This is a genomic window from Halomonas sp. EF61 (genome assembly GCF_040147045.1).
GTDB classification, from domain to species: domain Bacteria; phylum Pseudomonadota; class Gammaproteobacteria; order Pseudomonadales; family Halomonadaceae; genus Halomonas; species Halomonas litopenaei.
In genome coordinates this window covers 86,639-102,325 of sequence record NZ_JAMSHM010000003.1, presented here as the reverse complement: position 1 = coordinate 102,325, position 15,687 = coordinate 86,639, and the positions used below count along the sequence as shown (strand labels likewise).

14 protein-coding genes are annotated in these 15,687 nt (G+C 65.2%); 9 read left to right on the top strand and 5 right to left on the bottom strand.

All coding sequences use genetic code 11. From position 1 onward, the window contains the following. Positions 1 to 2 precede the first annotated feature (2 nt). Complete coding sequence (leuC, locus tag NFI08_RS15365) at positions 3 to 1,448, bottom strand: 3-isopropylmalate dehydratase large subunit (RefSeq protein ID WP_349590440.1); 1,446 nt, start codon at positions 1,446 to 1,448, stop codon at positions 3 to 5. Positions 1,449 to 1,713: 265 nt separating this feature from the next. Between leuC and NFI08_RS15360 the strand changes: the two genes are divergently transcribed. Both NFI08_RS15360 and NFI08_RS15355 read left to right on the top strand, forming a co-directional pair. Beyond that, entirely contained in the window at positions 1,714 to 2,613 is a 900-nt protein-coding gene (locus NFI08_RS15360; protein ID WP_349590437.1) for a LysR family transcriptional regulator, read from the top strand. A gap of 39 nt (positions 2,614 to 2,652) precedes the next feature. Beyond that, the gene (locus tag NFI08_RS15355) at positions 2,653 to 3,969 is read left to right on the top strand and encodes a hypothetical protein (protein WP_502881141.1); all 1,317 of its coding nucleotides are present in this window, start codon (positions 2,653 to 2,655) and stop codon (positions 3,967 to 3,969) included. Positions 3,970 to 4,025: 56 nt separating this feature from the next. On the opposite strand, the gene NFI08_RS15350 is transcribed toward NFI08_RS15355, so the two are convergent. Beyond that, on the bottom strand, positions 4,026 to 4,538 hold the full coding sequence (locus NFI08_RS15350) for a zinc ribbon-containing protein (protein WP_045992653.1): 513 nt from the start codon (positions 4,536 to 4,538) through the stop codon (positions 4,026 to 4,028). Between the two features lie 231 nt (positions 4,539 to 4,769). Between NFI08_RS15350 and leuS the strand changes: the two genes are divergently transcribed. From leuS to NFI08_RS15315, 7 genes are all read left to right on the top strand, one after another. After that, the gene (gene leuS, locus NFI08_RS15345) at positions 4,770 to 7,346 is read left to right on the top strand and encodes a leucine--tRNA ligase (RefSeq protein WP_349590431.1); all 2,577 of its coding nucleotides are present in this window, start codon (positions 4,770 to 4,772) and stop codon (positions 7,344 to 7,346) included. A 109-nt stretch (positions 7,347 to 7,455) separates the two neighbouring features. After that, positions 7,456 to 7,947, top strand: coding sequence for an LPS-assembly lipoprotein LptE (locus NFI08_RS15340; RefSeq protein ID WP_124803682.1), 492 nt, complete (start codon positions 7,456 to 7,458; stop codon positions 7,945 to 7,947). A gap of 7 nt (positions 7,948 to 7,954) precedes the next feature. Continuing rightward, complete coding sequence (gene holA / locus NFI08_RS15335; RefSeq protein WP_045992656.1) at positions 7,955 to 9,016, top strand: DNA polymerase III subunit delta; 1,062 nt, start codon at positions 7,955 to 7,957, stop codon at positions 9,014 to 9,016. A gap of 201 nt (positions 9,017 to 9,217) precedes the next feature. After that, the gene (locus NFI08_RS15330) at positions 9,218 to 10,294 is read left to right on the top strand and encodes a GGDEF domain-containing protein (protein WP_108448857.1); all 1,077 of its coding nucleotides are present in this window, start codon (positions 9,218 to 9,220) and stop codon (positions 10,292 to 10,294) included. 148 nt (positions 10,295 to 10,442) lie between these two features. Beyond that, on the top strand, positions 10,443 to 10,832 hold the full coding sequence (locus tag NFI08_RS15325) for a PA2779 family protein (RefSeq protein ID WP_349590427.1): 390 nt from the start codon (positions 10,443 to 10,445) through the stop codon (positions 10,830 to 10,832). Between the two features lie 13 nt (positions 10,833 to 10,845). Continuing rightward, positions 10,846 to 11,790: a PA2778 family cysteine peptidase gene (locus tag NFI08_RS15320; RefSeq protein WP_240184229.1), complete on the top strand. Its 945-nt coding sequence runs from the start codon at positions 10,846 to 10,848 to the stop codon at positions 11,788 to 11,790. Next, a complete protein-coding gene (locus NFI08_RS15315) occupies positions 11,787 to 12,209 on the top strand; it encodes a DUF488 domain-containing protein (RefSeq protein WP_108132829.1) in 423 nt (140 codons plus the stop codon). The genes NFI08_RS15320 and NFI08_RS15315 overlap by 4 nt, the downstream gene beginning before the upstream one ends. Positions 12,210 to 12,302: 93 nt before the next feature. Here NFI08_RS15315 and sthA read toward each other — a convergent pair whose 3' ends face one another. The 3 genes from sthA to nqrF all read right to left on the bottom strand — a co-directional run bounded on the left by sthA (position 12,303) and on the right by nqrF (position 15,639). Beyond that, entirely contained in the window at positions 12,303 to 13,694 is a 1,392-nt protein-coding gene (gene sthA, locus NFI08_RS15310; protein ID WP_108448859.1) for a Si-specific NAD(P)(+) transhydrogenase, read from the bottom strand. Between the two features lie 113 nt (positions 13,695 to 13,807). Further along, positions 13,808 to 14,065 carry a (Na+)-NQR maturation NqrM gene (nqrM, locus tag NFI08_RS15305; protein WP_045992660.1) on the bottom strand — a complete coding sequence of 86 codons (258 nt, stop codon included), beginning with the start codon at positions 14,063 to 14,065 and terminating at the stop codon, positions 13,808 to 13,810. Between the two features lie 341 nt (positions 14,066 to 14,406). After that, on the bottom strand, positions 14,407 to 15,639 hold the full coding sequence (gene nqrF / locus NFI08_RS15300) for an NADH:ubiquinone reductase (Na(+)-transporting) subunit F (RefSeq protein ID WP_045992661.1): 1,233 nt from the start codon (positions 15,637 to 15,639) through the stop codon (positions 14,407 to 14,409). Positions 15,640 to 15,687: the final 48 nt, after the last annotated feature.

Sequence of the window (15,687 nt, the reverse complement as noted above, 5' to 3'; positions counted from 1 at the left end):
GCTCAGGCCTCCTGGCGAGCGGTGGTGGAATCAAACTGGCGCACATCGACGAAGTGGCCGGCGATGGCGGCAGCGGCGGCCATGGCAGGGCTGACCAGGTGGGTGCGACCACCGTAACCCTGACGCCCCTCGAAGTTGCGGTTGGAGGTGGAGGCGCAGTGCTCGCCGGCACCGAGCTTGTCGGCGTTCATCGCCAGACACATGGAGCAGCCGGGCTCACGCCACTCGAAGCCGGCCTCGATGAACACCTTGTGGAGCCCTTCCTCCTCGGCCTGACGCTTCACCAGACCGGAGCCCGGGACGACCATCGCCAGCTGGATGCTGTCGGCGACCTTGCGACCACGGGCCACCTTGGCCGCCTCACGCAGATCCTCGATGCGTGAGTTGGTGCAGGACCCGATGAACACCTTGTCGAGGCGGATATCGGTGATCTTCTGGCGCGGTGACAGCCCCATGTACTCAAGCGCCCGGGTGATGCCGGTGCGCGCGGTGTCGTCATCGGCCTCGGCGGGATCCGGGACCTCACCGCTGACACCGGTGACCATCTCGGGGCTGGTGCCCCAGCTGACCTGAGGCTCGATGGACGCGGCGTCCAGCGTCACCACCTTGTCGAACACGGCGTCGGCATCGGAGACCAGCTCGCGCCAGTCGGCCACGGCGGCGTCCCACTGCTCGCCGCTGGGGGCGAAGGGGCGCTCGGCCAGATACTCGATGGTGGTGTCGTCCACCGCGATCAGGCCGACCCGGGCTCCGGCCTCGATGGCCATGTTGCACACCGTCATGCGACCTTCCATCGACAGGCTCTCGATGGCGCTGCCGCCAAACTCGATGGCGTAGCCGGTGCCACCGGCGGTACCGATCTCGCCGATGATCGCCAATACAACGTCCTTGGCGGTGACGCCCTCGCCCAGCTCGCCTTCGACGCGAACCTGCATGTTCTTCATCTTCTGCGCCAGCAGACACTGGGTGGCCAGCACGTGCTCGACCTCGGAGGTGCCGATGCCATGGGCCAAGGCGGCAAAGGCGCCGTGGGTAGCGGTATGGGAGTCGCCACACACCACGGTCATGCCCGGCAGCGTCGCACCCTGCTCGGGGCCGACCACGTGGACGATGCCCTGGCGCGGGTCATTGATGCGAAACTCCTCGATACCGAAGGCCTCGCAGTTGTCGTCAAGCGTCTGCACCTGGATCAGTGATACCGGATCCTTGATCCCGCTGTTGCCCTCGGAACGCTCCTTCACGGTGGTCGGCACGTTGTGGTCCGGGGTCGCCAGGTTGGCGTCCAACCGCCACGGCTTGCGCCCGGCCAGACGCAGACCTTCAAAGGCCTGGGGCGAGGTCACCTCGTGCAGCAGTTGACGATCGATATAGATCAGCGCGGTGCCATCATCGCGCTCCTTGACCAGGTGCTGCCGCCACAACTTGTCGTAGAGTGTCTGGCCTGCCATGCGGTGTCTCCTCCGGGGGCTTGGCTCCAGGCGCCACGCTGGCGGTGGGCCTGTCGGTCGTTCTGAAGCCGCCCCTCTCGATTGATCGAAAACGGTCGTTTGCCGGTCCCGCGGGCCTTGCCCGGGGATGGGATAGGTCGAGTGTCGCGCCACTCGCCAATAAAATCAATTCATGTTATTTATTCAAACGATTCCCAAGTGGAATACATCATTACCCGGCAAATCGTCGCCACTTTCCCTCGTCATCCGCCCCGGGAGCACTGCCATGGATACCCAGAGCCTGCAGGCCTTTCTCGCCGTGGCCGACAGCGGCAGCTTCTCCCGCGCGGCGGAGCAGCTGCACCTCACCCAGCCGGCCGTCAGCAAGCGTATCGCCAGCCTGGAGGCGCTGACGCGCGCCCGCCTGTTCGACCGTATCGGCCGCCGCGTCAGTCTGACCGAAGCCGGACGGCTGCTGCTGCCGCGGGCACGCCAGATCCTGGTCATGGTCGATGACAGCCGCCGGGCCCTGAGCAACCTGAGCGACGAGGTCAGCGGCGAGTTGACCCTGGCCACCAGCCATCATATCGGCCTGCACCGGCTGCCGCCGGTGCTGGGCAGCTACGTCAAGCGCTACCCGGAGGTGCGCCTCGACCTGCGCTTTCTCGACTCCGAGCAGGCCTACCAGGGCGTGCTGGACGGCGATATCGAGGTGGCCCTGGTGACCCTGTCGGCCCACCCCGACCCTCAGCTTCGCGCCACCAGAGTGTGGGTCGACGACATGACCTTCGTTGCCGCCCCGGAGCATCCGCTCGCGCGGGAGAGCCGCGTAACCCTGGCGACCCTGTGCGAGCATGACGCCCTGTTGCCGGGGCCACTGACCTTCACCCGCCAGCTGATCCTCGAGCGGCTGGCCAGGCACGGTCTGGCGCCGCGGGTGGGACAATCGACCAACTATTTGGAAACCCTCAAGATGATGGCCTCGGCCGGGCTTGGCTGGAGTCTACTGCCCGACCCCATGGTCGAGCGGGACATCGCCAGCGAAAGACTGGTCCGGCTGGCCCTCGAGGAGCCTGCGATACAGCGCCCGCTCGGCTACCTGGTGCACCGCGACCGCACCCTGTCCAACGCCGCCCGCTCGCTGCTCGAATGCCTCGACCAGGAAGCCGTGGCAAACCCCGCCTAGCCTTGAGCGCACCACCACAGGGACGTCTGTATGACTCGCATGCCTCCCCCTCCACCGCGACACCGCCTGGCCGGCGCACTGACGTTGGCGGGCCTGCTGACGCAGATCGCGGGCCTGGGCCTCGACGGGCTGCCGAGCTGGAGCGTCAGCCTGCCCTTGTGGGCCGCCAGCCTGCTGATGTGGCCGGACATTCCCCGGCGCAATCAGTGGCAGGCCGGCGTGCTGGCGGTGCTGGGGCTTGCCTTTCTGGCGTTGGCGGTGGTGGGCTTCGACGCCACCCCCGACATCACCACCTTGCTCGATGGCAACGCCTTCGTGGTGGCCATGCTGGTAGGGGTGAGCTTTATCGCCTTGATCGGGCGCCCCTCGGAGGGGCCACCGAACAGCGAACCGGTGACCGGGCGCCGAGGTCTGGCCGGGACCTGGCTGGGGGTGCAGCTGCTCGGGGCCATCCTCAACCTGTCCGCGGTCTTCATGGTCGGCGATCGCCTGGAGCGCCGCGGTCGTCTGCTCGAGGTTCAGCTACTGGGGCTCAACCGAGGGCTTTCCAGCGCCGCCATGTGGTCGCCGTTCTTCGCCGCCATGGGCGTGGCGGTCTCCCTGGCTCCATCGCTTGAATACACCACGGTGCTGGCCGCCGGACTGCCGCTGGCCTTTGCCGGCGGACTCTACAGCGTGTTCGAACTGTCACGCCGCTTCGACGTCAGCGAGGTCCCCGGCTTTTCACTGTCCCCCCGCAGTCTGCTGATGCCGGCCAGCGTGGCCGGACTGGTGATGGTGTTTCACTACGTCATCACACCGTCTCTGACCATCGTCAGCATCATCACCTTCCTGATGCCGACACTGGCGCTGGCCGCCAACCTGGCCAGGGGCGCTACAGCGACCCGAGAACGCCTTATTCGCCACCTTCACTACCGACTGCCGGGCATGCGCGGCGAAATCACCCTGTTTCTGTGTGCGGGACTTCTGACCAAGGGACTCTCGATCCTGGTCGCCGCCGCCACCAACGGTGACTGGACGCTGTTTGCCGACTTTGGCGTGGGGCCCGCCATGCTGAGTTATGTCGCCATCGTTGCCAGCGCCATCGCCGGGTTGCACCCGATCATCGGCATCTCGGTGCTGGCCTCGATGCTGGATCTGGATGGCCCCCACCAGACCCTGTTCGGTTTCGTCGCCCTGGCATCCTGGGGTGTGGGCACCGCCGTCGGCCCGCTGTCGGGCATTAACCTGTCACTGCAGGGGCGCTACGGGATCAGTGGCTATCGCATGATGAAGCACAATCTACACTACGCTCTGGTCATGTCGGCGCTGGTCCTGGTGGCGATCGCCTGCCTGGCCCAGGCCGTCTCGGCCTGAGCCGCACGCCAGACGATAGCCACCTGATATTGCGCCGACGGCGCGTTCGGCGGACGTCAGCCGACGCGCCCAAAGTAGCGATGGCCGCATTGATGGCAGGGCTCGATGCGCTTGACCCCGTGCAGTTCGACCACGGCGTCGCAGTGCACGCAGGACATGCGTCCCGGCGCCGCCAGTTCGCCGGCGGTGTAGTCGGCACGGGAGGCCTCAAGGTCGTCCTCGAGCTGCTCGCGCTCGATCACGCTGCGATCGGCGATCGACAAAAGTGAGTCGACCACCTTGCGCGACAGGATGGTCAGGTCGATGCCGAGCCAGCTGGCCACGCCCTCGCCGCCGGCAGCCAGGTAGCGCCGCATGTCCTTGAGATCACGTTCGACCCAGGCCCTGAGCAGCGCCAGTTCGTCCTTGGTGTACTCCTCGAGCTCCGCCTCGAACTCCACGGCGTCATCGAGATCCTTCTGCAGATTGTCCCAGGTGAGGTCCTCGGCCCCTTCCTTGAGCCGGGCCAGTACCCGCTCATAGCCGTCGCGCAGACGATGTTCGCCGGACGAAGAATGTTGATCACTCATGACGGTGTCCTCCTTGATGCAGACAAGGACCGCTCGGGGTAACCCGAACGGAACACTGGCGGCCCACCATAGCCGGACCCCGGGCTGCTGGGGTATCCTTGCGGGCATCATTGCCGCGCCGGTGACAGGGCCGCATCAACCTTGATTCTGCACAACCCTGCCGCCGGACGATACCCATACCCTGCGCGCCGCCTTGGGCGCGCCTTGATTGCAAGGTACTCGAAGACCGCGATGGACGCCCAGTACAAGCCCCACGAAATCGAACACGACGCCCAGCAGTTCTGGAATGAAAACCAGTGTTTCAAGGCGATCGAGGATCAGGATCGCGAGAAATTCTACTGCCTGTCGATGTTCCCCTACCCCAGCGGCAAGCTGCACATGGGGCATGTACGCAACTACACCATCGGCGACGTGGTCAGCCGCTTCCAGCGCATGCAGGGCAAGAACGTGATGCAGCCGATGGGCTGGGACGCCTTCGGCATGCCGGCCGAGAACGCCGCGATCAAGAACCAGGTACCGCCGGCCAAGTGGACCTACGAGAACATCGACTACATGCGTGCCCAGCTCAAGGCGCTGGGCTTCGCCTATGACTGGGATCGTGAGTTCGCCACCTGCGACAGCGACTATTACCGCTGGGAACAGTGGTTCTTCACCAAGCTGGTGGAAAAAGGCCTGGTCTACAAGAAGATGTCCACCGTCAACTGGGACCCGGTGGATCAGACCGTGCTGGCCAACGAGCAGGTCATCGACGGCTGTGGCTGGCGCTCCGGTGCGCCGGTGGAGCGCAAGGAAATCCCGTTGTGGTTCTTGAAGATCACCGACTACGCCGATGAGCTGCTGGCGGATCTGGACAAGGTCGAGTGGCCCGAGCAGGTCAAGACCATGCAGCGCAACTGGATCGGCAAGTCCAAGGGGGTCGAGCTGGCCTTCGACGTCGATGGCGACGAGCCGCTCAGGGTCTACACCACCCGTCCCGACACCCTGATGGGGGTGACCTACGTGGCGGTGGCCGCCGGCCACCCGCTGGCGATCAAGGCCGCCGAGGACAAGCCCGAACTCGCCGCCTTCCTCGAGGAGTGCTCCCACGGCGGCACCTCGGAAGCCGAGCTTGCGACCATGGAAAAACGCGGCATGGCCACCGGCTTCGAGGCCATCCACCCGCTGACCGGCGACCGTGTGCCGGTATATGTCGCCAACTTCGTGCTGATGGAATACGGCACCGGTGCGGTGATGGCGGTGCCCGGCCACGACCAGCGTGACTGGGAGTTCGCCACCAAGTATGACCTTCCGATCCGCGCGGTGATCGCCGACGCCGATGGCCAGGCCCCGGACCTGTCCCAGGGCGCCTGGGTCGAGCACGGCAGCCTGATCAACTCCGGCGAGTTTGACGGCCTCGACTTCCAGGCGGCCTTCGACGCCATCGCCAGCCGCCTCGAGCGCGACGGCCACGGCGAGGTCAAGACCAACTACCGCCTGCGCGACTGGGGCGTGGCCCGCCAGCGCTACTGGGGCGCGCCGATTCCGGTCAAGTACGGCCCCGAGGGCCAGACCGTGCCGCTCACCGACGACGAGCTGCCGGTGGCGCTGCCGCTGGAGGTCACCGTGGACGCTTCCGGCTCGCCGCTCAAGAAGATGCCGGAGTTCAGCGATCTGGGCGATGGCTGGACCCGCGAGACCGACACCTTCGACACCTTCATGGAGTCCTCCTGGTACTACGCGCGCTTCTGCTGCGCCGACAACCCGGAGGCCATGCTGGACGAGCGCGCCAACTACTGGCTGCCGGTGGATCTGTACATCGGTGGCATCGAGCACGCCATCCTCCACCTGCTCTACGCCCGCTTCTTCCACAAGCTGATGCGCGACTTCGGTCTGGTCGACTCCGACGAGCCGTTCCAGCGCCTGCTGACCCAGGGCATGGTGATCGCCGAGACCTTCTACCGCCCCGAGGCCAACGGCGGCAAGGAGTGGTTCAACCCCGCCGACGTCGAGGTCAAGCGTGACGACAAGGGACGCCCGCTCAGCGCCACCCTGATCAGCGATGGCCAGCCGGTGGAGATGGGCGGCATCGAGAAGATGTCGAAGTCCAAGAACAACGGCGTCGACCCCCAGGCCATGATCGATCGCTTCGGTGCCGACACCGTGCGCCTGTTCATGATGTTCGCCGCCCCCCCGGAGCAGTCACTGGAGTGGTCCGACTCCGGCGTCGAGGGCGCCCACCGCTTCCTCAAGCGGCTGTGGCGTCTGGTCGCCGAGCATCTGGAGGCCGGTACGCCGACAGCGCTGGATGCCGCCGCCATCGCCTCGCTCGACGACGCCCAGCGCGAACTGCGCCGCAAGACCCACGAGACGATCAAGAAGGCCGGCGACGACATCGGCCGCCGCACCACCTTCAATACCGCCATCGCCGCGGTGATGGAGCTGACCAACGCCATCGCCAAGTTCGGCGATACCAGCCCTCAGGGCCTGGCAGTCAGCCGCGAGGCGATCGAGGCCTGCGTGCTGCTGCTGGCACCGATCACGCCCCACGCCTGCCACGCACTGTGGCGCTCACTGGGCCATGACGGCGCGGTCATCGATGCCACCTGGCCGGCGTTCGACGAAAGCGCCCTGGCGCGCGACAGCATCGAGCTGGTGGTGCAGGTCAACGGCAAGCTGCGCGCGCGCCTCGAGGTGCCCGCCGACGCCGACAAGGCCGCCGTCGAAGCGCTGGCATTGGCCAACGACAACGTCCAGCGCCATACCGACGGCAAGACCCTGCGCAAGGTGATCGTTGTGCCGGGCAAGCTGGTCAACATCGTCGCCAACTGACAGCTCGCGGCGGGCGTCTCGCCCGCCGCGTCAGACTGTCGGTGATACCAGGACATGATGCCGAAGGCTGTGCCTTCGGTTTTTCCCTCACGCTGGACAAGGAGTTCCCATGCAGCGTCGTCACTTCCTTGGTCTGACCCTGGCCTCCGGCGCCGCCCTGCTGCTCGCGGGCTGCGGCTTCCACCTGCGCGGCGTCGGCGGCGAGGTGCTGTCCCTGGACAGCCTGGCGCTCGACGGTGCCGACACCCCCTTCGCCGAGCAGTTGACCAAGCGTCTGGAAAGCCTCGGCACCCGCGTCGACGAGACCGCGTCGCTGCGTCTCAACCTGGGTGGCGAAGACGTCAGCATCCGTCAGGTCGGCGTGCTCGACACCGGCTCTCAGGACCAGCAACTGGTGCTGCGGATTCCCTACTCGATCCAGCGCGCAAGCGATGGCGCCTACCTGGCCGATCGCCAGGCGGTGGAGGTGCTCGAAGAGTTCTCGATCACCGACGACAACCTGCTGTCCCAGGATGAGCTACGCGCCGATGCCCTGGAAAACGCCCGCCGCGAGGCCGTACGCCAGATGATCGACCGACTGCGCGCCATCGAGGAAGTCTGATTCACCCATGAAGGTCTTTGCCGACAAGCTGCCGGACGCGCTTTCGAAGTCCGTGCCCCCTGTCATCATCGTCGCCGGTGATGAGCCTCTGCAGCACATGGAGGCCTGCGACCAGGTCCGGGCACGTGCGCGCGAGTCGGGCGTCGAGGAACGTGAGGTGCTCCACGTCGAGGCCAACTTCGCCTGGGGCCGCCTCACCGAGTCCGCGGCGAGCCTGTCGCTGTTCGCCTCGCGCAAGTTGATCGAGCTGCGTCTGGGCAGCGCCAAGCCGGGGCAGGAAGGCGGCAAGGCACTCAAGGAGTACGCCGAACAGGCACAGGGCAGCGACAACATCCTGCTGGTCAGCTGCGCCAAGCTCGACGCCCGCGAGCAGAAGAGCGCCTGGTTCAAGGCGCTCGACAAGCTGGGGCTGTTCGTTCCGGTGTGGCCGGTCGACCCTTCCCGCCTGGGTTTCTGGCTGAGGGACCGCGCCCAGCGCCACGGTCTGTCGATGTCGCTGGACGCCGCCCGGCTGCTGGGTGAACGCACCGAGGGCAACCTTCTGGCCGCCGACCAGGAACTGCAGAAGCTGGCCTTGATGCTTCCTCCCGGCGCTCAGGTATCCCCCCGTGACGTCGCCGGAGGGGTCGAGAACAGTGCCCGCTACGACGTCTTCACTCTGGTCGATGCCTGCCTGAAAGCCGAGCGCGAGCGCGTCCTGCGTATCCTCGCGGGACTGGCCGCCGAGGGTACCGAGCCACCGATCATCCTGTGGGCCCTGACCCGCGAGATTCGCACCCTGCTGTCGCTGCATCAGCACCTGGACCAGGGCCAGAGCTTCGAGCACGCCTGCAAGGCCCAGAAGCCTCCGATCTTCGACCGTCGGCGCCCCGCCTACCAGGAAGCCATCCGTCGCCTGCCACTCAAGCGTCTGCACAAGCTTCTGATGTTCGCCCAACGCCTGGACCTGTCGATCAAGGGCGCAGCGGACCTGCCGCTGGAACAGGGCATTCAGGACCTGGCGCTGACCCTCGCTGGCGGTCGTGGACTGCTGGCAGAAATGGCCTGGTCCTATCGCGTGGCGCCGTAGCCGACGATTCGTCTTCCTTGCTCTCGCGTGATGTGGCCTGGCGTCACCCCTGTGACGCCAGGATGGGATAGGTCAGCCCGGCCAATGGGGGTATGACCCCGCACTGCGGGTACTCTGCGCATAGAATAGGGCAAGCACCTGCATCATTACCCCTTGGGCGCCCAGCGCGTCTGGTCGCCAGCGACCGCGAGTGCCCCCATCATGCCCCGTGTCTTCCCGCTGGTTCTGGCCGCCGGCGTCACCTTGCTTTCGACCGCCAGCGCCCTGCTGTTGCTCGGCTACCTGAGCCAGGTGCGCCAGCCCATGGGCGTTGTCCGCGACGCCCTCATCATCGAAACGGCACGGTCTCAGGAAAATGTGGCGAGCATCGCTTCACTCAAGCAGTTTGCCGGCATCGACAACTCGCCCCGGGCTCACGAGCTCACGCAAGTGGCCGATACCCTCCAACACCGTCTGCGGACGCTGGCGGGCACCGCCACGCGGCTGCCCACCTCCCAGAGGGACAGCGTGGTCGGCTACCTGCAACGTGCCGAGCACTCGATCAACCTGATCGCTCCGTCACCTCTCTCCGACACCACCGCAGACATCGCCGACACCTTGCCGGGGCTCGCTTCGACCATCGATGAGCTGGCCATCTATCTGATGGAGACCGAGTCGCACCAGCGCAAGCTCGATCGACGCCTGGCATTGGTGGCCACCATCCTGACGGCACTGGTACTGATGGTCGGCACGGTGCTGTTTGTCGCCCTGCTGCGCCTGGAACGCCACAGCAACGCGCTGCGCTATCTGGCGATGACCGACGACCTCACCCAGCTCTACAATCGTCGCCAGTGGCTCGACCAGGCCCCCCACCTGCTGGCCCTTCGGCGCCCGGCGGATAGTCCAGTGGCGCTGATGCTGCTGGATCTGGACAACTTCAAACGCATCAATGACGGCTACGGCCACCCCACCGGCGACAAGGTATTGAAGTCCTTCGGCGAGATGCTCAAGCGCGTGGCCAGGCGCAGCGATCTAGCGGCGCGTCTGGGGGGCGACGAGTTCGCCCTGCTGATGCCCCAGGCGGACGCCCGCAACGCCGAAACCGTCGGCGAGCGAATTCGCCACGAAACCGAGCACTTCGACCTGACCCAACCGGCGGCCGGCGCCAACCTTACGGTCAGTATCGGCATCGCCGTCTCAAGCCACGCCGATGACGACTTCTCCACCCTGTACCGGCGGGCCGACCAGGCGCTCTACCAGGCCAAGCATCAAGGACGCAATTGCATCCGCCTGGGCTAGAGAAACCAACAACCTGCATGAAATTCCTGTACCACCTTCGTTATACTCCTGTTGTCGCCAACGCATCCGGCGGGCAGGATGCCACTGGATGCATGTCGCCATCACCAAGGATCGAACAATTCCCGACACCATCAACAAGGAAGCCCCCATGACTTCACGACTGCGCCGCTTGCTGTGTACTGTTCTGATGCTGTGCCTGACCCTGGGTGCCGCCAGCGCCGGGGCCGCCACCTCGGTCCCGCTGGCCTCGACCAACGACGTGCTGGCCTCCCAGCAGAGCCAGAACGCCCGAGAACGCATCCATCAGGTACTGGCCCGCGATGACGTACGCCAGCAACTCGAACTCCAGGGCGTCGATCCCGGTGAGGTCGAGGACCGCGTAGCCGCCCTGTCCGACGCCGAAGCTCAGCAGATGGCCGACCAGCTCGACCAGATGCCCGCCGGCGCCAGCGTCATTGGCGTGCTGTTCGCGGTCTTCGTCATCCTGCTGGTCACCGACATCCTGGGTCTGACCGACGTCTACCCGTTCACCCGCTAAGGACATGCGCGTGATGCGCTCATTCGTCTCGAGCGCCCGCCTGGCGGGCGCTCTTTCGTTGGTGATGTGGCTCACGGCCTGTGCCAGCGCCCCCGAACTGGACCACAGCGTCACCGCTACGCTGCCCCAACGCCAGCTCCTCGAAGACGTCCCCTTTCACCCCCAGCGTGACTACCAGTGCGGCCCGGCCACACTGGCCATGGTGCTCAACCATGCAGGGGTCGACGTCGGCGTCGATCAACTGATCCCCGAAATCTACGTGCCCAGTCGCAAGGGCAGCTTCCAGCCCGAGATGCTGGCCGCCAGTCGCCGGCACGGGCGAATCCCGTTTACTCTGGCGCCACGCTTCGCCTCGCTGCTCGAAGAGGTCGATGCCGGCCGCGCGGTGGTGGTACTGCAGAACCTGTCGCTGCCGGCCTTCCCGCTGTGGCACTTCGCGGTGGTCAATGGCTACGATCTCGAGAGCGAAGAGGTATTGCTGCGCACCGGCGTCACCCGTCAGGATGCCACCGATTTCGGGCGTTTCGACGCCACCTGGCAACGTTCCGAGCGCTGGGCCTTCGTGGCACTGACGCCAGGAGAGCTGCCGGTGACGATTGCACCTGAGGCGGCCATCCAGGCCACCTCGGACTTCGAACGGGTCCAGGGGCCAGAGCAAAGCCTGCCGGCCTGGCAAGCCCTGGTCGATCGCTTTCCCGAGGAGGCCATGGGGCACTTCGCGCTGGCCAACGCCTACCATGCGGCGGGCCAGCCTGACGCGGCCATCGACGCCTGGCGCAGCGCTGTCGCCAAGGATCCGTCGCTGGCGCCGGCCTGGTTGAACCTGGGTCTCACCCTGGCGTCCCAAGGAGATGACGAAGGGGCTCGAGAAGCGCTCAGGCGTGCGGCTTCGCTTGACGGGCCCTGGCAGCAAAGCGCCAGGGAGGCGCTGAACGAACAGCAAGGAGGAGCTCGATGAGCTACGACATCGTGTTCAAGGGCGTCTACCAGGCGCCCGAGCCCGACGACGGCGCCCGAGTACTGGTCGACCGCCTGTGGCCCAGAGGACGCAGCCGCGAGTCCCTGGCGCTTACCGAGTGGTACCGGGAGGCCTCACCCAGCAATGCCCTGCGACGCCAGTATCAGCTCGAGGAGATCAGTTCCAGGGTCTTCGAGATTCGCTATCGCGGCGAGCTACGCGACCACCCCGACCGGCTGTATCCGCTGATGCGCCTGGCCCGGCGTGGCCGCTTGACGCTGGTGACCGCGGCACGCGATGTCGACAGCACCCATCTGCCCGAGCTGCGCCAGCGCCTGCTCGAGGCATTGCACCAGGAAGATCAGGAAGACGCCCTGCCCTCCTCGCCGCCTTGCTTTGCCCACGAGAGCGGCCACTAGAGCTCAGGCACCGGATCCAGCAGGCGCCAATAGTCCGACCCCAGACAAGAAAGGTGCCCAAGGGCACCTTTCTTGTCGGTCGTACTGGCCGGCTCAGAACACCCGGTTGAGGCCATTCTGGGCGGCCACCCGGTAGGCCTCGGCCATGGTCGGATAGTTGAAGGTGGTGTTGACGAAGTACTTCAGCGTATTCGCCTCCCCTTCCTGCTGCATGATCGCCTGGCCGATATGGACGATCTCCGAGGCCTGGTCGCCGAAGCAGTGGATGCCGTAGATCTCCAGAGTATCCTGATCGAACAGGATCTTGAGCATGCCGACGGTATCGCCGGTGATCTGGGCGCGGGCGGTGTCCTTGAAGAAGGCATGGCCGACCTCGTAAGGCACCTTGGCCTCGGTCAACTCGCGCTCGGTGCGACCAAAGGAGCTGATCTCGGGGATGGTGTAGATCCCGGTGGGCACCTCGGTGACGTAGCGGAATTCCCGGTCCAGCAGCTCGTCGCAGGCGTTCAGTCCCTGATCGTAGGCGGCGCTGGCGAGGCTCGGCCAGCCGACCACGTCTCCGGCGGCGTAAATGTGGGGCAGCGCCGTGCGATAGTGCTCGTCGACCTGCAGCTGCCCGCGGCCGTTGGCGGTGAGACCGATGTTCTCGAGGCCCAGCTGGTCGGTATTGCCGGTGCGGCCGTTGGCCCACAGGAAGGCGTCGGCACGCAGCCGCTTGCCCGACTTCAGATGCACCGTGACGCCGTTCTCATCGCCCTCGACGCGATCGTACTCCTCGTTGTGGCGGATCAACACACCATGCTTGCGCAGATGGTAGGACAGCGCATCGCTGATCTCGTCATCGAGGAAGGACAAGAGGCTGCCGCGGTTGTTGATCAGATCCACCTTGAGTCCGAGCCCGGAGAAGATCGAGGCGTACTCGCAGCCGATGACGCCGGCGCCGAAGATGATCAGAGTACGCGGGGTGTGCTGCAGACCAAGAATGGTATCGGAGCAGTAAATGCGAGGGTGGCGAAAATCGATGTCCGCTGGACGATAGGGCCGTGACCCCGTGGCGATGATCACCTTGTCGGCTACCAGTTCTTCCTGGTTTTCACCACTGCCCCTTACCATCAGGGTGTGTTCGTCCTTGAAGCGTGCGATCCCGTGATACAGGTCGATGCGATTACGGGCGTAGAAGTTGGTGCGCATGGACACCTGCTGATCGATGGTCACCCGGGAGCGTTCACGCACCTTGGGGAACGAGAACCAGCGCGGCTCGCCGATATCCCGGAACATGCTGTTGGTGTTGAACGACATGATCTGGCGGACCTGATGACGCAGCGCCTTGGAAGGGATGGTGCCCCAGTGGGTGCAATTGCCGCCGACCCGCGCCTGCTTTTCGACCACCGCGACCCGCTTGCCATGCTTGGCCGCATTGATCGCTGCGCTCTCGCCGGCGGGCCCGGTGCCGATCACCACCACGTCATAGTTGTGGACTGCCATCGTGTCTTCCTTCTCCTGGAAACCGACCCGGATGTGAGATGCCGGGCACTGCTTATCATGAGGACGGCGCCTCGAGAGGCGCCGTCATGGTCAGGGGGCGTCGATGCTGCCGCTCAGCGACGAGTCGCGTCGTAGCCCAGGTCCAGTCCGCGATTCTCGTCGGATTGGCGGCGCTGACTGGTGGCACGCTTCTTCGATTCTTCCTCGCACACCTCATCCTTGCCGCCGCAGATCTCGCAGCCATCCTTCAGGCCAAGCTGGTTGAGCCCGCCGCAGGAGCCGGCGATGGGCTTGCGGCCAAGAATGACACCGATCGCCATGGCGCCGATGATCAGCAGCATGGCACCGAAAACGATAAGGTAGATGGTCATGATGGACTCCTCGCTGGATGGGGCAGGATGGCTCTGGTCACTTTCTCGCGAACACTTTGTCGCGAACACCATCGCCTGCCTTTCTCCCATTGGACAGCGGTTGGACAAGAGATATCCCTGGGCGGAACAACGAATGGCCGTCGCCATACGCCCGAGGCGTTGAAGGTACCGACTCGACAAGGTCCCGTGTCCTCCCAGGACAGTCAGCGGGGCATTCTCGAGTCGGCGCGACAATTATGCCAGATCTCCTCTCGCGGCAAAATCACAAGGCGTACAAACCAACGAGCCCCGCACGGGGCGGGGCTCGCAAGGTGCCCTTGGGCACACGGACAGGCGCGTGATCAGCCGCCGAAGTCATCCAGCATGATGTTCTCGGGCTCGACGCCGAGATCCAGCAGCATCTTGATGACGGAGGCGTTCATCATGGGCGGCCCGCACATGTAGTACTCGCAGTCCTCGGGAGCCGGATGGTCCTTGAGGTACATGTCGTAGAGCACGTTGTGGATGAACCCGGTCGGCCCTTCCCAGTTGTCTTCCGGCTGGGGGTCGGACAGCGCCAGGTGCCAGTCGAAGTTCTCATGCTCCTCGGCCAGCTTGTCGTACTCTTCGTTGTAGAAGGTCTCGCGCCAGGAGCGTGCGCCGTACCAGAAGGTCATCTTGCGCTCGCTGTTCAGACGCTTCAGCTGGTCGAAGATGTGGCTGCGCATCGGCGCCATGCCGGCACCACCACCGATGAAGACCATCTCGGCGTCGGTGTCCTTGGCGAAGAACTCACCGAAGGGCCCCATCACCGTGACCTTGTCACCCGGCTTCAGGCTGAAGACGTAGGTGGACATCAGGCCAGGCGGGTGGCTGGAGTTGGGCGGAGGTGTCGCGATCCGGATGTTGAACTTGAGAATACCCTTCTCTTCCGGATAGTTGGCCATGGAGTAGGCACGAATGACCTCTTCGGTGTTCTTGTGCGAGACGTCGAACAGACCGAATTTTTCCCAGTCGCCGCGGTACTCTTCCTCGATATCGAAGTCGGAGAACTTGATGTCGTAGGCAGGTGCCACCAGCTGCACGTAGCCGCCGGCACGGAAGGCCACTTCCTCGCCTTCCGGCAGCTTCAGGTTCAGCTCCTTGATGAAGGTGGCGACGTTGGGGTTCTCGATGACCTCGCATTCCCACTTCTTGACGCCGAACACTTCCTCGGGGACCTGGATCTTCATGTCCTGCTTGACCGGTACCTGACAGGACAGACGCCAGCCGACCTTCTTCTCGCGCAGGGTGAAGTGGCTTTCCTCGGTGGGCAGGATCGAGCCGCCGCCCTCCTCGACCCGGCACTTGCACTGGGCGCAGGAGCCGCCGCCGCCACAGGCGGAGGACAGGAAGATGCCATTGGCCGCCAGGGTGTTGAGCAGCTTGCCGCCGGCCTGGGTGGTCAGGGTGTTCTCGGGATCGTCATTGATCTCGATGGTCACATCGCCCGAGCTCACGAGCTTGGAGCGGGCCGCCAGGATCACCGCCGTCAGACTGATGACGATGATGGTGAACATGACGACGCCGAGCACGATGACTGTTGTATCAACCATGTCGGTTTCCTATTGCTAGGGTTAGGGCCTGCACCGAGGGCTAGCGCC

Coding starts and splice junctions, on each gene's coding strand:
- NFI08_RS15355 (WP_502881141.1), top strand. CDS start 2,653: ATGCCTCCCCCTCCACCGCGACACCGCCTGGCCGGCGCACTGACGTTG.
- NFI08_RS15340 (WP_124803682.1), top strand. CDS start 7,456: ATGCAGCGTCGTCACTTCCTTGGTCTGACCCTGGCCTCCGGCGCCGCC.
- leuC (WP_349590440.1), bottom strand. CDS start 1,448: ATGGCAGGCCAGACACTCTACGACAAGTTGTGGCGGCAGCACCTGGTC.
- holA (WP_045992656.1), top strand. CDS start 7,955: ATGAAGGTCTTTGCCGACAAGCTGCCGGACGCGCTTTCGAAGTCCGTG.
- NFI08_RS15330 (WP_108448857.1), top strand. CDS start 9,218: ATGCCCCGTGTCTTCCCGCTGGTTCTGGCCGCCGGCGTCACCTTGCTT.
- nqrM (WP_045992660.1), bottom strand. CDS start 14,065: ATGACCATCTACCTTATCGTTTTCGGTGCCATGCTGCTGATCATCGGC.
- leuS (WP_349590431.1), top strand. CDS start 4,770: ATGGACGCCCAGTACAAGCCCCACGAAATCGAACACGACGCCCAGCAG.
- NFI08_RS15325 (WP_349590427.1), top strand. CDS start 10,443: ATGACTTCACGACTGCGCCGCTTGCTGTGTACTGTTCTGATGCTGTGC.
- nqrF (WP_045992661.1), bottom strand. CDS start 15,639: ATGGTTGATACAACAGTCATCGTGCTCGGCGTCGTCATGTTCACCATC.
- NFI08_RS15320 (WP_240184229.1), top strand. CDS start 10,846: ATGCGCTCATTCGTCTCGAGCGCCCGCCTGGCGGGCGCTCTTTCGTTG.
- NFI08_RS15360 (WP_349590437.1), top strand. CDS start 1,714: ATGGATACCCAGAGCCTGCAGGCCTTTCTCGCCGTGGCCGACAGCGGC.
- NFI08_RS15350 (WP_045992653.1), bottom strand. CDS start 4,538: ATGAGTGATCAACATTCTTCGTCCGGCGAACATCGTCTGCGCGACGGC.
- sthA (WP_108448859.1), bottom strand. CDS start 13,694: ATGGCAGTCCACAACTATGACGTGGTGGTGATCGGCACCGGGCCCGCC.
- NFI08_RS15315 (WP_108132829.1), top strand. CDS start 11,787: ATGAGCTACGACATCGTGTTCAAGGGCGTCTACCAGGCGCCCGAGCCC.